We start from the raw sequence: 17,488 nt of genomic DNA, 5'->3' as shown, positions 1-17,488 counted from the left end.
TACTAACCTTTCACACCGCCCAGATGTAACCCGCGCATGATATATTTCTGGAAGACCAGGAACACGACAATTGGCGGAATCATCACCATCGTTAATATCGCAAAGCGAATATTCAGTGCCAGACCCCTGGCATTTATGACGTATTTATAGATAGCGGTTGCGAGCGGATAATGGCTGTCATTATGCATAATGAGCGAAGGCCAGAACCAGTCATTCCATGAGGATGAGAAAATAAAGATCGCCAGCGTAGAGAAGATTGGCACCGACAGAGGTAACGCAATCTGCACGAAGCTTCGATAGTCGGATGCGCCGTCAATACGCGCTGCTTCGAATATTTCATAATGAATTTCGTCGAAGAAGTTTTTCAGCAGCAGCAGGAAGAAGGCATTGGCGCCTGCCGGCAGCCAAAAGGCTGCAAAGGAGTTCATTAGGCCCAGATCCTTCAGGTTAACGAAGTTCGGAATAATGTACGTCGTTGGCGGAATAAACAAGGTCATCATGAAGAAGAAATAGACCGCTTTCCTTTTGGGCACATGCAGCCTGGACAAGCTAAACGATGCAAGTCCAAGAACAACGACCGTAATGACGAGGTTTCCTCCAAAAATATAAAGCGTATTTCTTAAAAACTCTGGCAAGTCGATAAAATTCCAGCCTTTGTCATAGTTGTCGAAATGCCATTCACTTGGCAGAAATCTCGGCGGGAAGGAGTTAACTTCCACATTGGTTTTCAAGCCGTTAAAAAACGTTGTCAGAATCGGATAAAGCATGGAGCAGGACATGACCACCAGCACAAGCACCATAATTGAGTAGCCAATAAGAACCGGCTTCTTCTTCAAGTCAAACGAAGAGAGAATTCCCCTATCCATCTGTTTCATCGAACATCTCCCTCCTTGCCTTGAAGCCTATATTGAACGATCGCGAGCAAGCCCAGCACGATAAACATAAGGACGCCAAGCGCTGCTGCAACCCCGTAATTTTGTTGGTTAAAGGCGTATTTCACAATCAGCAAAGCGTAGGTCAGAGTGGCGTTGTTAGGTCCGCCGTCCAGCATCGCGAGCTGCGATTGATAGCCTTGCGAAGTGCCGATCAGCTGCAAAATAAGCAGCAGGCCAAGCAGCCCTTTGATCGAAGGCAGCGTAATATGGCGAATCCGGTTCCATACGCCAGCCCCGTCAATCTCCGCTGCTTCATACCAATCACGCGGTATGCTGAGCACGGCCGCCAGATAGATAAGCATAGCCGAGCCGAATTGCTGCCAGGACTCCATAATAACTAGAGAGATCATCGACCAGTTTGTATCGGTCATGAAGGCGATCGGCTCATTGCCGAACCACCCGGTTATAACGCCGTTGATCGGACCAACCGGATCGTAGAACCAGCGCCATAATCCGTACAGGACAACGACCGGAATAATATTCGGCAGATAAGCGGCTACGCGGACAATGCCTTGGAAACGGCGAAGCTCGGAAATCGCGATGGCGAATACAATCGGAATCCAGAAGCCGATTACCAGACAGAGGAACATATAATAAACGGTGTTCTTCACCGCCGTCCAGGCATCCCCATCGTGAAGAGCAACTTTATAATTGTCAAAGCCGACAAAGCTGTTCCCTTTTACAAAGTCAATGTGGTAGAAGCTGTACACGAATCCTTTGACGATCGGGACCCATAAAAACAAGATAAAAATGATGAAGGCCGGAAGCAGGAACAATAATCCCCAGAAGTGCTTCCTCCAAAATACGGCCATTCGGCCTTTACGCTCGAGAGGCGCGTTTGCGGCAGCGTGCGTTTCCATTATGTCTCCCTCTTTTCTTTAACAATCCTCTTCCCCTATTGTAAAAAAAGGACCCTCTCGAGGTAATGTGCATATCCAAGGCAATGATGAGTGATTCTACTTCTTTAGCTCGCTTGGGCTCATGCCGTAATATTTTTTGAAAATTTTGCTAAAATGCTCCGGCGATTCATACCCGACCTTCTCCGAAATCTCGTACCGCCTCATATCGGTGTTGAGAAGAAGCCGCTTGCTCTCTTCCATCCGAAGCTTCACGACGTATTCCCACAGGTTATAGCCGGTCTCCTTCTTGAAGAGATAGCTGAGGTAGTTGGGGCTGACATGATTGTTCTGTGCGACTTCATGCAGCGTTAAACCCTTTTGCGCATAATTCAGGTTAATATACTCCATCGCTTTCTCGACGATTAAGCTCGTCTGGGCGGTGAATTCTTCCTCGGTGGGCCGCTGCGAATATTGATTCCAGTTAAAATCCCCGTAATAGAACACGTAATGGTCTTTATGCCGTTCGTTACAACCGAGCGCTTTTATAACCTGATCATGAAGAACGTCAATAAACTCAATCCCTTTCAGGATTTGGCTGATGCCAATTACGCTTGTCATGCCCAAATATTTCTGAATGTTGAAGTGGAGGCTTCGCCCGACCATATCAAGCTCATTCATAAGACCGGATGATGCCGCCGTCCCATACTGCGTTTCATTCCACTGCAAAATAATATTGATATCCCGCTCCGAGGCATAAAAGGCCGTTCGGTTCCAATGTTCGTCGAACAGTTCATTAACAATATTAAGAGCCGCGTACCGAAGCAGCTTCTCATCCGTCTTCGACAATTCGCGGTTACGATCAGATAGATTTAACCGAATTCTAATCATGGAGTAATAAGGACCCTCTAACACGATTCCGTGTTTTTCCTTCAAAATCGCTGCAATATCTTGCACCTTAAGCGAAGGCTGCTCGCTCACCAACTGATTCAGCCATTCCACAGACCGCGGATTAAGCTCATCCATATGGAAATGCTCCTGCATCCCCGCGATCAATTCTTCTTGCTCGGTTGGCTCAGGCTTGCGCAGCTTAAGCAGCACGTTGCGCACGGAATCCAAAAACTGCTCGTTGTTAAGCGGTTTAATCAAATAATCTTTGGCTCCAAGACGAATCGCCATTTGAGCATATTGAAAGGTTTCATGAGCGGAGATGATGATCGTCTGCACCCATGGCTTAATTAACTTCGCCTGCTGCATAAGCTCAATGCCGTTCATTGAGCCCATCTGAATATCCGTAACAAGCAGATCGATATCATCCGTCCTCAGGACGTCTAATGCCTCATAGCCGTTATGTGCCATATGAATGGCAGAAATATCAATGCCGGAAGAAGCCAGCACGCTGCTAAGTCCTTTGCAAATAAGCGGCTCGTCATCCACCACCAGTATGTTATACATCGCCCTGTTCCTTCCTTTCGCCCGCTGCCGGAAGCACGATCGTTACGATGGTTCCGCCGCCGTTTCTTTTCTTGTACCCAATGCCGTATATATTGCCAAAATGCAGCTGAAGCCGCTGATGAATGTTTTTAATGCCGTAGCCGGATGCCGGATTTGCGGAAGGCTCATTTAATAGAGATTCGATCGCTTTATAATCAGCGTCCTTATAGCCGTTATCCTCAACGCGAATAAGCAGCTTATCCCCTTCATAATCAGCTGTAATATGAATTTCTCCGTCTTCTCCCATATTCTTGACGCCATGGATCATGGCATTTTCAATAAGCGGTTGAAGCGTCACCTTCGGAATGAGATGGTTCATCATCGTGTCCGGTACGGACCAGATAACCTGGAAGTCATAATCATAACGCTTCTGCTGCAGCTTCACATAAGCAGCCGCATGCTCCAATTCCTCCGCCAGCGTAATCAGCTCCCTGCCGCGGCTTAAACTGATTTTCATCAGCTTCGACAGCTCCTTGATCATTTCCGCGGACTCGGAATTGCCTTCCAGCGAGCTTTTCCAATAGATACTTTCGAGAGTGTTGTAGAGGAGATGCGGATTAATCTGCTGATACAAAATTTGCAGCTGGCTCTCCCGCTGCTTGATCTCCATTTGGTACTTGTCATGGATGAGTCCATTCAAGCGGCGGGCCATATCGTAAAGGGCTCCAATCAATACCCCCACCTCGTCATTTCTGCCTTTGCCAGGCGTCTCCGGCACTCGCTTGCCAGGCTCATAACGGCGGACAAACGTCGCTAGTCTTTGCAACGGTGTCATTAAGGAACGCCAGAAATAGAAGATTACAATACATCCGAACAAAATGTACGCCACCGATATAAGCTGAATGACCCGCTTCACTTCATTTTGCTGCTGAAGGAGCGACTTAATCGGGATTTTGTAGAGGAGACGCTGCTGCAGCAGCTCATTATCGCTTGAAATATAAATGTGTTCCGAAGTCATAATCGGCTTATCGAGAGTTTCGGGCTGATTTTCGGAAGCGGTTGCAGGAAGCTCTACCGTAGTACCCATCATCTTCGGATCTGTTGAGGCTAATATATAATTGTTCTGATCCGTGAAGAAGATCTCACCGCCTGGCAGGGAGACGGATTGCATGGATTCGGCCAGCTTCTTATCCATGTTCGTTGCCACCAGTACACCGATAACGCTATGTCCTTGATTGACCGTATTAACAGCGCGGATATAAGCAAGCGTTCGCTTCTTGACGAGCATATCGTTATTCTCGATAATTTCCATGAAACCAAGACCCTTGAGCTTTAAAGCCGTATCAAACCACTTCGGTTTGTTGGCATCGGTGAAGAAATAGACGCCGCTTTGGATCATCTGCACTTTGGGTGCGAAGAAATATTCATTATGAGGATCATAGATATACAGGCTGTAATAGACAGCCTCCCCGCCATTGAGAGCGGTTGAATAACCTGCAAGCAACGCATCCATTTTTTCGTATTTTCGGACACGTTCAATGACGGTTTCATCGCCATTTGGTACGAGCTGCTGCGCAATCGGGTTTTGGATAATGGTCGTTGTAATCTTGTTGACGGTATCAATATCCCGGTCGATCAGCGTATGGTTCTGTTTGTTCAGCTCAGCATAGGCATTCGTGACATGCCGTTTTAATATGTGTTCGGCCTCCGAATTTCCGTAGCTGTGAAGAATGAATATCGGGCTGACCATCAGCAGGAACAATAACAGCAGCTGCTGCTTCACGCTAAGTTTGGTCATTGGATTGGAAAAGCCCGTTCTCATGATGATGCACCCCCAGCTTCCTTCCTTAAATATAGCAAATATGAATGTAAGCAGTATGGCTATTCTTATTTATTGTATAGGTAATTTAACGCACTTCAAGCTGTCATTCTAGTAGAATGGATCGATTTTTGTTAGAATCCTTCTTTTATAAAAAGGAAAATATTGACTGTCTCGAAGGCAAGGAGCATAATAACTGTGTTGAACGCTTACGTAGTAAGAATTGCTTCACAATTCTTTAAGCGGATGCTTACGAAGTAAGAATTGCTTCACAATTCTTTAAGCGAACGCTTACGAAGTAAGAATTGCTTCACAATTCTTTTGAGGAGTGAGCTCATGTCGAACAAAGTACTTATTGTGACTGGCGATGCCGCGGAAGTGTTAGAAGTGTATTATCCTTATTACAGGCTGCTGGAGGAAGGCTACGAGGCTGTTATCGCTTCACCGACACAGAAAACGTTACATACCGTATGTCATGATTTTATTGACGGCTGGGATACGTATACGGAAAAGCCGGCTCATCAACTGCAATCCCATTTGGGCTTTACTGATGTAGAGCCTTCCGAATATGCAGCCATTCTTATTCCTGGCGGCAGAGCACCGGAATACATTCGCGGCAACGCGGAGCTTCCTCGTATTCTGCAGCATTTCATCGATGCCGATAAACCAATCGGCGCGATCTGCCATGGTGCGCAGGTGTTCCTGGCACTGCCCGATTACAGCTATTTCAATGGACGCACGATGACTTCGTATAATGCTTCACGCCTGGAAGTAGAGCGCCTTGGCGCCTGCTATGCCGACGAGACGCTCCATGTTGACGGCAAGCTGGTGACCGGCCATGCCTGGCCCGATCTTCCCGGCTTTATGCGCGAGTTCCTGAAGCTTGTCCGCGAGGACGCTGCTAAGGCAGCGAGTGCAGAAGCCATTACCCCATAACCCACAGACCGCGTTAGCGGCAGCTTTGGCTCACTAAGCCATCAGCTGCCGCTTTTATGTTTACCGCGGAAATAAATTCTGCTGATTGCTTTCCCGGAACTGATTGGGAGACAGCCCGGTTACTCTGCGGAATATAATCGAGAAATAATTCGGATTGTCATAGCCAAGAAGCTTCGCTATCTCCCAAACCTTCATTTCCGTTGATACAAGCAGTCGGGTTGCCTCCCCGATCCGCCTGTGAATGGCATAGTTGATCGGGGAGATTTGATAGTTATCCTTGAAGATATGCGAAATATAATACGGATTCACATGAAATTGCCGGCCCAAATCCTTCAAGGTAATGGATTGCGTGAAGTTCCGGTCGATATAATCTTTAATCTGCGCGACGAGGCTTGGAGCAGATTCCTCCACTTTATCCTGCCGCTGATGACCAACCGCGCGCCTGATGAGCAGAATAATGGAATTCAGCAGATAGTGGCTGATTGGCTCATGTCCTTCTTCCTTGACGGAGGATTCATCAAAGAGCATCTTCATCAAAGCGGCCGTCTCCGGAAATATCCGGCTTGAACGAATGACCGGCTTCTGATCAGAAGGGATTACCCAATCCTCCTCGGGCAAAACCTCCTGCAAAGTAAATCCGCAATAATACGTAAACAACGGGCTGTCACTGGAGGATTGCTCTTCATGCAGCACCCCCTTGTTATAGACCAAAATATCTCCCCCGCCGACGCTGTATGAGATTCCTCCGATTATGAAAGTCCCCTTGCCGTCACACACAACCAAAATCTCATGCAGATCATCATGCTTATGACTCGGAAAATTCCAATCTGGCGCATCGCATACTTTTCCCGTATATAATAATCGGCTTTGAATGGTTCCCACCTCAATATCCATCATGGCTTGTTTTCTTTATCATACACGATATCCGCTTGTTTCCTGCATTGCTTTTTCATAGCACAGCAAGATATATCACATCAAAGGCAAATACGGCAAGATGCTTCATTGCCGCAGCAGGGGGCATCCTTTAAGCTGTTGAATGTAAGATGCCTGTATGGAGGATGTTTAACATGAAAAAAGAAAACCTGCTTATCTTTTCCTTTACCCTGTTAGCGTTTATTCTGGGGACGACGGAATATGTTATTGTCGGCCTGCTGACTCCAATCGCTGACAGCCTTGGCGTGTCTGTTGCCCAAACCGGCATAATGGTCTCGGGCTTTGCGATTGCTTATGCGGCGGGAACGCCTGTTGTGATGATGGCTGCCGGTTATTTCACGAAACGCCGCGCCTTGCTTCTTGGTGCCTCGCTTGTTGTTTTGTTTACAATGGGGAGTGCTTTATCCTTTAATTATCCGGTCTTATTCTTTACGAGAATGGCAACGGCTGTCTTTTGCGGGTTAAGCGTGTCCCTCGCTGTGTCCATCAGCACGGATTGCGTTTCTCCCGAGCGAAGAGGTCAGGCGCTTTCCTACATCATAGGCGGGTTTACTATTGCCAATGTGCTGGGCGTACCGATCGGAACCTTCGTCGGCCTGCACTTTGAATGGCCTGCCGCCTTCTGGCTGGTCGCGGCTTGCGGGATCTTAAGTCTGCTGCTTCTTTATAAAATCGTGCCGAGAAATTTGCCTGCGGTACAAAGCTCAATGAAGGATCAGCTTCGGTTGATGTCGAACCCGCGGGTGCTGCTTGCCTTTCTCATCCCGATTATCGGAATTGCAGCCATATTCGTGATCTACACGTATATTAATCCGCTTATGCTGGAGGTCATGCATATTTCGGAAGGACGCACCAGCACGATCCTGCTAGTCTATGGTGCTGTAACGATACTCAGTAATTTGCTCGGCGGTAAGATTGCAACCGGCACTTATATGGCGAAGTTGAAAAAGCTGTTTCTGATCCACACCGCTGTTTATGTGATTTTTGGCTTCACCGTACAATTCACATGGCCCGGCGTCATCAGCTTGATGGCGATTGCTCTTATCTCGTTTACGATTAATGCGGCTTGTCAGCTTTATTTCATTCATTTGACCGAGCAATTTGTCCCAACGGCCAAAGACTTCGCTGCTTCTCTGCTTCCGATTAGCGCAAATATCGGAATCGCGGTTGGTTCATCCGCCGGAGCGTTCGTAACCGATCATTACGGTCTGCAATATCTTCCCTGGACAGCGGCCGTGCTCGCGCTGCTTGCCTTTGCCGCTACTGCCTACAGCTATAGTCTTGATCAGTCGGACAGAAAAAAGGCAGCCTTGCAGGCTGCCGCTGAAGCTTAAAAAGGCTGCTCCTTACTGAGGAGCAGCCTTCGTTTTATTTAACAAATACAGGTCTTCTTCTTGCTGCCAATGGTTCCTTTTGCTTCAATCTTGGCAATATACTCAGAAGCCAGGGGGACCTTACAGGCTGTGTTGCCGACATCAACCTTAACGGCTCCAATCGCTTCCGCCACCGCTTTTGCCTCCACTGTCAAAGGCACGACGTACGACGCTACGCAAATAACAAAAGTGTTCATTACATAACGGACGCGGTTCCGCTCTCCATGAACGCTCTGCCTAACCTGCTCCAGCAGCTTGCGGATTTCGGTTAAATCCAGCTGCTCATCCGGGGCAATGGTGACGTAGTTCGCATAGGTGCTCCAACCCGCTACCGCGATTAATTCTTCAGGTGAGCCGATCCATTCCATCGCCAGCTCTCTGGCAAATGGGCTCTCCGCGGTCACATTGGCTACCGTGTATTCGGCAGGCGAATACCAGTTAGCCTGCTTGACCCAATGCTGAAGCGTCGTTTTCGTGATGCTCTTAGGATTTACAGTCAATCCCGCCAAATACATCGCGTCATAATTGCCGGAATTGTACAGCTTGTACACCAGCTCCTGATCCTTCTTCACCTCTTTGACCAGCTTCTTCATATCGCCGATCTTCACGCCGAAGAAAGGCTCCATTGCGCCATGACGCAAATAGGTGCTCTTCGTCTGCTCGCTTCCCATAGCTTCTAAAGCCTGCATTACCTCATCAAAGGTCATTTCTTGGCCTCCAATTGTACTCTTCTTGGTTTGAGTATAACGTTGCGGGAAGACTTCTGCAAAACAAAAAGGGCTGACAATTCGACGCGTTGTATGCGCCGCCTTGTCAGCCCTCATTTATATTAATCGGTAAATGGCAGCCAGCCTTCTCTTGCCGTCAGCATGCGCCATAAACCGTCGGGAATTACAAGCTGCTTCTGCGAGCTTAAGCTTAAGCGGGGCTGAATCTCATCCGCACGACCGGTTTCAACCTTTTGTACCCAATCCGGGTCGGTAAGCAGAACGCGTCCAAGCGCAACCAGAGGAGCTCCCGTCTGCTGGACTTCAATCGCTTCGTCCGCCGTATGAATGGAACCTACGCCAATGACCGGTACAAGATGCCCTACCCGCTCCGTAATCCATTCGAGTCTTGATTTGCTGTCATCTGCTCCACGCGCCGGCTTGGAACGGAAATCAAACAGCGACACATGGATGTAATCCAATTCCTTCTGCGCCAGCTCATCAACCAAGCGGAACGTATCCTCCATCGTAAGCCCCGGAGTTTCCGGCTCTTCCGGCGAGAAGCGGTATCCGACCAGGAAAGGACCTTTCGCATGTTCAGCCGCGGCCCGTTTCACTTCATCTACAACGGCAAGCGGGAAAGCAAGACGACGGTCAATATCTCCACCCCATTGATCATTCCTGCGATTGGAATGCGGAGAGTAAAACTGCTGGAGAAGATAAGTGTTCGCGCCGTGAATTTCCACTCCGTCGAATCCTGCAATCGCAGCACGCCGAGTCGTTTCGCCAAAATCGCGGATGATGGACTCGATCTCTTCATGAGTCAGTTCACGAGGAACGACATCCGAATTTTCCGTCGCTGCAACTGCGCTTGCGCTGACCACATCGCCGTTTGGCACCAATGCCGGTGACACTCGACGGCCGCCATGGAAAATTTGCAGAACAGCCTTTGCGCCTTTTGCTTTAATGGTCTCAGCCAATCGGGTCAGGCCAGGAATCATCTCATCGCTGTGTCCGCCGAATTCCCCGGGAAATCCTTTGCCGCTTGGCGTGACATAAATACATGCGGTAATCACGAGGCCTGCTCCGTCTGAACGGCGGGCGTAGTATTCAAGCTCCGCATCGGTTACCGTTCCGTCATCATTCGAAGAGGAGTGCGTCATAGGTGCCATGATAATCCGGTTCTTCACCTCTACACCGCTTCGGAATTTAAAGGATTCAAATAAAGGTTTATATTTCTGATCCAAGTTCTCCACTCCTCATAAAAGCATCGCATGCTCTTTTCTTAACTGTAATCACTTTTGTTACTGTAATATTATGATATACAGTTTAGATTGTCAAGATTAACCTCCGGATTTTTTTTGCAATTTCAGATTGAGCCATCCGACAATTAAAAAGAAACAGGCTGCGAAGCTTCTTCGCGGTCTGTTTCTCTAAAGTCCCCGTGCCTGTTGTGTCCCTATAACATAACAATTAAATAGAAAGCACCTGCAAGGACAAACCTGTATAGTGCAAACCATTCCAACCTAAGCCTTTTAATCACCTTGAGAAAAGTGACAACAGCAAGCATCGCGACGGCAAAAGCAGTTGCAAAGCCGATTAACAATAAAATGATATCCTCCGACGACAATAGGTCGCGGCTTTCATATAAATCCAACAGCGTTGCCCCGAACATGACCGGAACCGATATCATAAACGTAAAATCGGCTGCAGCTTTTTGGCTGGTTCCAAGTAACAGCCCGCCTGAGATCGTCGAACCGGATCTTGAAAATCCCGGCCACAAAGCGAGACATTGAAAAAGTCCAATTCCAAATGCTTGCTTATAATTCATATCATCGGTATTGTCAGCCGTTACCGTTCTTCTTATGCGCGACGCAATCAACATTAGAACGCCGCCAATAATTAAGCCGATTAATACGGGCATTGGACCGAATAAACGGCCTTTTATGAAATCCTTAAACAACAAATACATAATCAGTGCAGGTATCATGGCCAGAAACATATGAATAGCATTCAGGCCTTTGTTCTTGGAGAAATCGAGTTTAATCAGGTTCACTCCGATTTCTAAATACCTTCGCCAATAAAGAATCAATACGGCCAATACAGCTCCCAGCTGAATAACAATTTTAAATGTTGTCTCAGACTCCCCTTCAAAGCCCAATAAATGCCCGGCAAGTATGAGATGTCCTGTTGATGATACGGGCAAAAATTCGGTTAAGCCTTCTATAATGCCCAGTAGAATAGCGCTGATGATATCAACCATTAGTGAATATCCACCTTTCTAAAATAGATCAAGGTGATCACTAGGCCGGTTATCGAGGTTAACGCGATTATGGAATAAGTAACGGCAGCCGGATAAACGGAAGACAGGGAATCATGAGCAATATCGAATACCGCTGACCATGGGTTTAAAGCTCGGTAATCGGAATTAAACACCAATAAATTCACTAAAGTAATCGCTATCGATGCAATTATAGCCGGCACGTAAGATTTCATGATGGTGACGATCAATACGATTGGTGTCGACAACACGGCAAGAAGGGTAGCTCCAATCATGTATTCAATCAAAGAATCCAACATAAGATCCATGGTTAAGCCTTTGAATTGAAGCAATAAACCAAAGACAAATGTCACTACCCATGCTTCCAACGTCAGGAGATAGATCCATAATAACAATAACAGCATTTTGCTTAGAATGATGCTTGTCCTTGTTACCGGAATCGTCAACAGATTTTTCAAAGTATCCTCTATATATTCACGGCCGAATAAATAGGCAATTACAACGCTATATAAAGGAACCGCCATTAGCAATATGGTATACATACTCGTGTTATAGAAAAGAGCCTCGAATATAGCGTTATCCGTCTTCGACATCTTTAGTAAATCAATATAGAAAGCAAGCACAACAAAGAAAGGTGCCAGTGCAGCACCCGCAAGACTGAGCACCAGCATTTTGGAACGTTTCAGTTTAAGGAGTTCGGTAGAAAGCAAATCAACCAATCGTACCACCTCCTACAAGATTTGCGAAATAATCCTCCAGATTATTTTCGCTGACCGCGATTTTCTCCACTTCAATACCATGTTCAACAAAAAGTTTGTTTATTTTGCCTTGTTGACCGAAATGAGAATAAATGCGAATATTCCCTTCAGCCTGTACCGTATAATCGATAATGCCCATATGTTTCTCCAGTAAAAGAGCCGCTTTATTATCGTCATCAACCTGGAATTCCATATACCGGCGGTTGGCCATGTGCAGTTTGTCTATACTTATTTCCTCCAGCAGTCTGCCTTCATGAATAATTCCTAACCGATCTGCGAGCAGCTCAACTTCGGATAAAATATGGCTCGAAATCAATACGGTTATTTGACGTTCTTGCGCCAATGTTTTTATCAATCTCCGCATTTCCTTGATGCCGATCGGATCCAGTCCATTGGTTGGTTCATCGAGGATCAATAGCTCCGGATAATGCAAAAGTGCTCTGGCAATGCCAAGACGCTGCTTCATGCCGAGCGAGAATTTCCCTGTTAGTTTCCTTGTTTCATGCTGTAAACCAACAATCTCTAATGCTTCTTCGATTGCGTTGTTTTTATGAACGCCCATGATTTTCGCATTAATTTGCAAGTTCTCTTTGGCGGTCAGATTCTCATAAAAGCCCGGAACTTCAACTATCGAACCGATTCTTCGCAATACTTCCTTTTTACTTAATAGCAAATCGCTGCCAAAGATCTCAATCTGTCCGTATGTCGGCTTGATCAGCCCCAGGAGCATTCGTATCGTCGTTGTTTTGCCTGCTCCATTTCGTCCAAGAAATCCATAGATTTCACCTTGTTGAACGGTTAAGCTGACATTGTCTACCGCTTTTTCGCCGCCATACTGTTTGGTTAGATTAACGGTTTTGATAATGGCGTTCATTCGTACCGCCTCCTCTTTGTCTTATTATAAGAAAGCGGCTTTAACTGGAGTTTATCTGTTTCTTAACTGTTTCTTAATCCAATCGATTTCTGAAACGCAATGGTGAATTCCGTTTTGTCCCAGGGCTTGCTGTTGGCATGCACCGAACCATGATTTTTTTCAGCCAAAGCCTTAACGATAGATAGACCCAGTCCGCTTCCACCGCCGCTTGAACCTCTGGCTTTATCTGCCCGATAGCTTCTCTCGAAGATACGGGAAAGCTCAGCCGCACTAATTCCTGGACCTCGATCCCAGATCGTTAGTTCATAAACGCCATTGTTCTCAAGAAGATCGACACCGATCACTTTCCCTTCTCCGCCGTACTGGATAGCGTTTTTAATCATATTTTGAATCATGCGGGTTACGGCAATTTGATCTGCCTTAATGAAGCAGCCTACCTCCGGAAGCTCAATCTGGAGCTTGATCTCTTCTTTTTCGATTTTTGGTAAAAACTCAATTAGCGTCTCTCTTGCCATTTCGGCGAAATCCAATATTTCTTCTTTCATGGGCAATTCATCGGCGTCAAGCTTGGCCATTGTGAATAAATCGTCAATTAACTCTTTTAAGCGAGCTGATTTAGCAGATAGAATGGCAAGATAGGATTGTTTCTCCGATTCCGATTCCGATTCCCACTGCCCATCTCTTAATGCGTCTATATAACCGATTATCGAAGTTAGCGGTGTTCGAATATCATGCGAAATGCTGGACAAGAGCCGCTGCCTTGCCGTATGCGATTGAGCAGCTTCAATTTGTATCTTTTCAAACCTGCTAATGAGCTTATTAATTGTAAAAACCATTTCGTTCCATCGATCGTCTTGCTTGGCAAGCAATCTGGTTTTATAATTGCCCGCTGCTACTTGGCGCAGGAGGTTTGAAATGCGCATTAAATCTTGACGAGTACGGATCGTTCCTGCGAGCATCGCCAAATTTAACCCGATTAATAAGGCTGCTAAGGTCCATCCCAAGCCGCCTAAAGTGTTTCTCGTTAGGAGTAGAACGATTGCCGTCAAGCATAGCTGTATCACTAACATGACTAATGTCTTTGCGGTATTCATGCTTTTTCTCCCGAAAATTTATAACCGATCCCCCAAACGGTCTGAATATATTGAGGCTGAGAGGGGTCTAACTCAATTTTCTTGCGCAGTTTACGAATATGAACCATTACGGTATTATCATCTTCGATGTAGTCGGTTCCCCAAACTTGCCGGAAGATTTGCGTTTTTGTAAATACTTGTCCCGGATTGGAGGCTAGCAGCTTAAGCAATTCAAATTCCTTGGCGGTTAACGCCGTTTGGCTGCCTTCGATATGAACCGTATACGCTTTCGGATCAATAGCAATTCCCTTGAAAATCAATAAATGTTGGGATGGTTCTTCTCCTTCGCTGCCAAGAATCATATAGCGCCGCAGCAGGGATTTGACTCTGGCTATGACCTCATGGATGCTAAACGGTTTTGTAATGTAATCGTCCGCGCCAATGCTTAAACCTAATATTTTTTCTGTTTCATGATCTTTCGCCGTCAGCATGACAATAGGTACATTAGAGATGCTCCTGATCGCTTTGCAAACTTCAATGCCATCCAATTGAGGCATCATCAAATCCAAAATCACTAAATGATAGCCCCCTTGTCGAAACCTATAAAGGGCCTCATTGCCATCATTTGCTGTATCCACTGCGTACAATTCGCGCTCTAAATATTTTTTCAATAATTCTCGTATTTCCTTATCATCCTCGGCAATAAGCAGTTTAATTTCACTCATTCCATGAGATTCTCCTTCAGCTTTATATATTTTCCAATTATAACATCAATCTACTTTTACAATTCAAAAAAGCCGCGATATACGCGGCTTCTGCTGTATCTATGAAGTAAACCCATGAGCTATTATTCCACAAATCCCTCGTATTCAAAATAGTCATAATAAGCCGGTGCCGAGCTTCCTGCTTCTGTTCCCTCTGCATACATGCCCAGGCATACGCCGGTAAACGCGCCGTCCGCGTCTGGTGTTAATGCTTCGGCCGGCCATGTCCCGAGGCTGATCCACTCAGCGGATGCCCCTCCCAAGGTGTACATCAGCTCATACTCCTTCTCATCCGAACGGATCGACAATCTAACCGGAACCGGCTCTTTCATTGGCGTAAAAGCTTCCGTACCGCTCCCTTGCGTCATGGCTGTCACTAGGATACCGGTCTGTCCTTCCTTCTTCGCAACTCCGATCGAATAATAGGATTGATCGCTTAACCGGGCTGCAATGCCCGCCTGCTCCCCGTCTTTTCCCGGCGCAAAGGTTAACCTGGTCTCGCTTCTCATCCGATGATGCTGCTGGCGGCGGCAGACAAATACATTCGCTCCTCCGTCACGAAGCCCGTTGGCGTTGCCGGTCAGTCTGAGGCAGCCATCCCGCTCCGTCAAAGACATCGCATCTGGCCCTGGAATAACGCGGGTATAGATCCATTCCATGCCAAGTCCTTCAGACGAGAACTTCGTCGTATACCGCTGGCTGGAAGAAACCTTGATCCCTTGGGCTCGCTGCCTCATAACAGCCGGTACTTCCATATCTATAGAGACATGACCTTGATTATTATCAATCATCGGCCAGCCGTCTTCGGTCCACTTGACAGGTGCAAGGAATGTCTCGCGTCCCAGCACGCTGCCTTTGCCGCCTTGCGGACGTACGCCAAGAAACAACGCCCACCACTGGCCATGCACATCATCAATCAATTCGACATGGCCGGTATATTGAATCGGGTGATCCGATAACCCGTTATGCGTCAGAATCGGATGCGGCAGCATCTCGAAAGGTCCATATGGAGATTCGCTCCTGCCGATAATCTCCCTGTGCATAGGCCCCGTACCGCCGGAAGCAGTCATCATATAATAGAGACCGTTTATTTTGTACAAATGCGGACCTTCTACCCAAGGCCCCTCGTCCCCTTCCCATACGACAACCGGCTCCGATAATGCCTTGCCTGTCCGGATATCAATCTCATATTGAATAATATGGGAGGTCTCCCCAAAGCCGGATTGCGCGGATACGTACACTTTGCCGTCTTCGTCAAAAAATAACGAAGGGTCAATATTGCCATGCGGAATGACAATCGGATCGGACCATGGCCCTGCCGGATCCTCCGCCGTAACATAGAAGTTGCCAATTCCGTATACATCCGTAGTAATCATATAAAATACGCCGTCATGATAACGGAGCGTAGGCGCGTAAATTCCCTCCGAGCTGTTGCGCCCAAGCAGATTCACCTGGCTTTCTCTCGTTAACACATGACCGATTTGCTCCCAATGGATCAGATCCTTGCTGTGAAACACCGGTACGCCGGGAAAATATTCAAACGTGCTTGTTGCCAAATAATAATCCTCGCCAACCCGAATGGCACTTGGATCCGGATAAAAGCCCGGCAGTACCGGGTTACGGTAGGCTGCTCTGCCTGCTGCTCTGTTTGCCGTCAATGGTTTGCCCCGCTTTCTGTTAGAAAGATAAGGAACGGAGCCCTCTGGAAAGGCTCCGTCTCCAATTCAAGCTTATTTCTGCCAGTTGGCAATCTTCCAGAAGGAAGCTTTAGGTTCATGCTTGGCATCAAACACAAACGGCCAATTTTTCCGCCCACGGACCGGGAAGTGATCAAGCCAGGTATAATCATCGGCTGCACCCCAGAACGTTACTGCAGTAAGAACGTCTTTGTACTCGCGGAACAGACCAAATATCTGTTCATAACGCTCGGCCTGCCGTTCCAGCATCTCGGCTGTCGGCTCGGTCAAATCTGTCCGCTTGTCCTCGTAATCAAATACCGAAATATCAAGCTCCGTTACCTGCAGCTTGAGACCAAGCGCGGCATAACGTTCGATCGCTTCCCGGATCTCGGCAAGACTTGGGCCGTTCAAATTCCAATGCCCCTGCAGGCCGATCCCATGAATAGGTACATCCTTATTCTGCAGCGATTGAACGAGGCGAATGATCTTGTCCCGCTTCTCCGGGTTGCACTCGTTGTAATCATTGTAGAACAGAACCGCTTTCGGGTCGGCTGCGTGCGCAAATTCGAATGCTTTCGCAATAAAATCTTCCCCGACCAGGTTCAGCCACTTGGATTCCCGAAGCCAGACATCGCTTTTGTCCTCAATGACCTCATTTACGACATCCCAGCCGTAGATTATACCTTTATACCGGCCAACCACGGTCTCGATATGGCTCTTCATCCGGGCAAGCAGCGTTTCACGGTCAACCGGTGCCCCATCCGTTCCTTCGAATACCCAGTCCGGCGTCTGATTATGCCAAACCAGCGTATGCCCGCGAAGCTTCATGCCGTTTGCCGCAGCGAAGTCTGCGATTTTATCGGCTGCTTCAAACGTGTACACGCCCTCCGATGGATGAATACGCTCGAACTTCATATCGTTTTCCGCGGTTAAACTATTGTAATGGGTCGTCAGCACGTCCTTCTGCGTCTCTATTGTCTTCAGATTAATGGCTGCCCCAATATCGAAGAATTCCTTATAAACGGAATGAAGGGCTGGTATTGTTGATGGTTGTGACATATCCTGCACCATCTCCTTGTTTATGAA

At 47.2% G+C, this 17,488-nt stretch carries 16 protein-coding genes; 2 read left to right on the top strand and 14 right to left on the bottom strand.

The annotated features are described in order from the left end of the window. Positions 1-2: 2 nt before the first annotated feature. The 4 genes from BM200_RS14690 to BM200_RS14675 form a co-directional block, all read right to left on the bottom strand. Positions 3-875: a carbohydrate ABC transporter permease gene (locus BM200_RS14690; RefSeq protein ID WP_091186780.1), complete on the bottom strand. Its 873-nt coding sequence runs from the start codon at positions 873-875 to the stop codon at positions 3-5. Continuing rightward, entirely contained in the window at positions 872-1,795 is a 924-nt protein-coding gene (locus tag BM200_RS14685; RefSeq protein WP_091186777.1) for a carbohydrate ABC transporter permease, read from the bottom strand. The genes BM200_RS14690 and BM200_RS14685 overlap by 4 nt, the downstream gene beginning before the upstream one ends. Before the next feature lie 96 nt (positions 1,796-1,891). Beyond that, positions 1,892-3,226, bottom strand: coding sequence for a response regulator (locus BM200_RS14680; protein WP_091186775.1), 1,335 nt, complete (start codon positions 3,224-3,226; stop codon positions 1,892-1,894). Beyond that, positions 3,219-5,027: a cache domain-containing sensor histidine kinase gene (locus BM200_RS14675; protein WP_091186773.1), complete on the bottom strand. Its 1,809-nt coding sequence runs from the start codon at positions 5,025-5,027 to the stop codon at positions 3,219-3,221. The genes BM200_RS14680 and BM200_RS14675 overlap by 8 nt, the downstream gene beginning before the upstream one ends. Before the next feature lie 333 nt (positions 5,028-5,360). Here BM200_RS14675 and BM200_RS14670 point away from each other — a divergent pair, with 333 nt between their 5' ends. Further along, positions 5,361-5,960: a DJ-1/PfpI family protein gene (locus BM200_RS14670; RefSeq protein WP_091186771.1), complete on the top strand. Its 600-nt coding sequence runs from the start codon at positions 5,361-5,363 to the stop codon at positions 5,958-5,960. 60 nt (positions 5,961-6,020) lie between these two features. Here the strand turns inward: BM200_RS14670 and BM200_RS14665 are convergent, their stop codons facing one another. Next, positions 6,021-6,857: a helix-turn-helix domain-containing protein gene (locus BM200_RS14665; protein WP_091186768.1), complete on the bottom strand. Its 837-nt coding sequence runs from the start codon at positions 6,855-6,857 to the stop codon at positions 6,021-6,023. A 170-nt stretch (positions 6,858-7,027) separates the two neighbouring features. Between BM200_RS14665 and BM200_RS14660 the strand changes: the two genes are divergently transcribed. After that, positions 7,028-8,227 (top strand): MFS transporter, encoded by a 1,200-nt coding sequence (locus tag BM200_RS14660; RefSeq protein WP_175532873.1) that lies wholly within the window; start codon positions 7,028-7,030, stop codon positions 8,225-8,227. Between the two features lie 38 nt (positions 8,228-8,265). Here BM200_RS14660 and BM200_RS14655 read toward each other — a convergent pair whose 3' ends face one another. The 9 genes from BM200_RS14655 to BM200_RS14615 form a co-directional block, all read right to left on the bottom strand. Further along, positions 8,266-8,973, bottom strand: coding sequence for a DNA alkylation repair protein (locus BM200_RS14655; protein ID WP_091186763.1), 708 nt, complete (start codon positions 8,971-8,973; stop codon positions 8,266-8,268). A gap of 122 nt (positions 8,974-9,095) precedes the next feature. Next, a complete protein-coding gene (locus BM200_RS14650; RefSeq protein ID WP_091186761.1) occupies positions 9,096-10,220 on the bottom strand; it encodes an NADH-dependent flavin oxidoreductase in 1,125 nt (374 codons plus the stop codon). Between the two features lie 212 nt (positions 10,221-10,432). After that, positions 10,433-11,236, bottom strand: coding sequence for an undecaprenyl-diphosphate phosphatase (locus BM200_RS14645; RefSeq protein WP_091186759.1), 804 nt, complete (start codon positions 11,234-11,236; stop codon positions 10,433-10,435). Next, positions 11,236-11,973, bottom strand: a complete 738-nt coding sequence (locus BM200_RS14640; RefSeq protein ID WP_091186758.1) for an ABC transporter permease — start codon at positions 11,971-11,973, stop codon at positions 11,236-11,238. Before BM200_RS14640 ends, BM200_RS14645 begins: the two co-directional genes overlap by 1 nt. Next, entirely contained in the window at positions 11,966-12,886 is a 921-nt protein-coding gene (locus BM200_RS14635; protein WP_091186756.1) for an ABC transporter ATP-binding protein, read from the bottom strand. Before BM200_RS14635 ends, BM200_RS14640 begins: the two co-directional genes overlap by 8 nt. Before the next feature lie 62 nt (positions 12,887-12,948). Beyond that, a complete protein-coding gene (locus BM200_RS14630) occupies positions 12,949-13,980 on the bottom strand; it encodes a sensor histidine kinase (protein ID WP_091186754.1) in 1,032 nt (343 codons plus the stop codon). Beyond that, positions 13,977-14,684, bottom strand: coding sequence for a response regulator transcription factor (locus BM200_RS14625; RefSeq protein WP_091186753.1), 708 nt, complete (start codon positions 14,682-14,684; stop codon positions 13,977-13,979). Before BM200_RS14625 ends, BM200_RS14630 begins: the two co-directional genes overlap by 4 nt. 122 nt (positions 14,685-14,806) lie before the next feature. After that, on the bottom strand, positions 14,807-16,381 hold the full coding sequence (locus BM200_RS14620) for a glycoside hydrolase family 43 protein (protein ID WP_091186752.1): 1,575 nt from the start codon (positions 16,379-16,381) through the stop codon (positions 14,807-14,809). Positions 16,382-16,453: 72 nt separating this feature from the next. Further along, on the bottom strand, positions 16,454-17,461 hold the full coding sequence (locus BM200_RS14615; RefSeq protein WP_091186751.1) for an endo-1,4-beta-xylanase: 1,008 nt from the start codon (positions 17,459-17,461) through the stop codon (positions 16,454-16,456). Positions 17,462-17,488 lie beyond the last annotated feature (27 nt).

The sequence above is a fragment of the Paenibacillus catalpae genome (assembly GCF_900112695.1).
GTDB lineage: Bacteria > Bacillota > Bacilli > Paenibacillales > Paenibacillaceae > Pristimantibacillus > Pristimantibacillus catalpae.
This window is presented reverse-complemented; position numbering and strand designations above follow the sequence as displayed.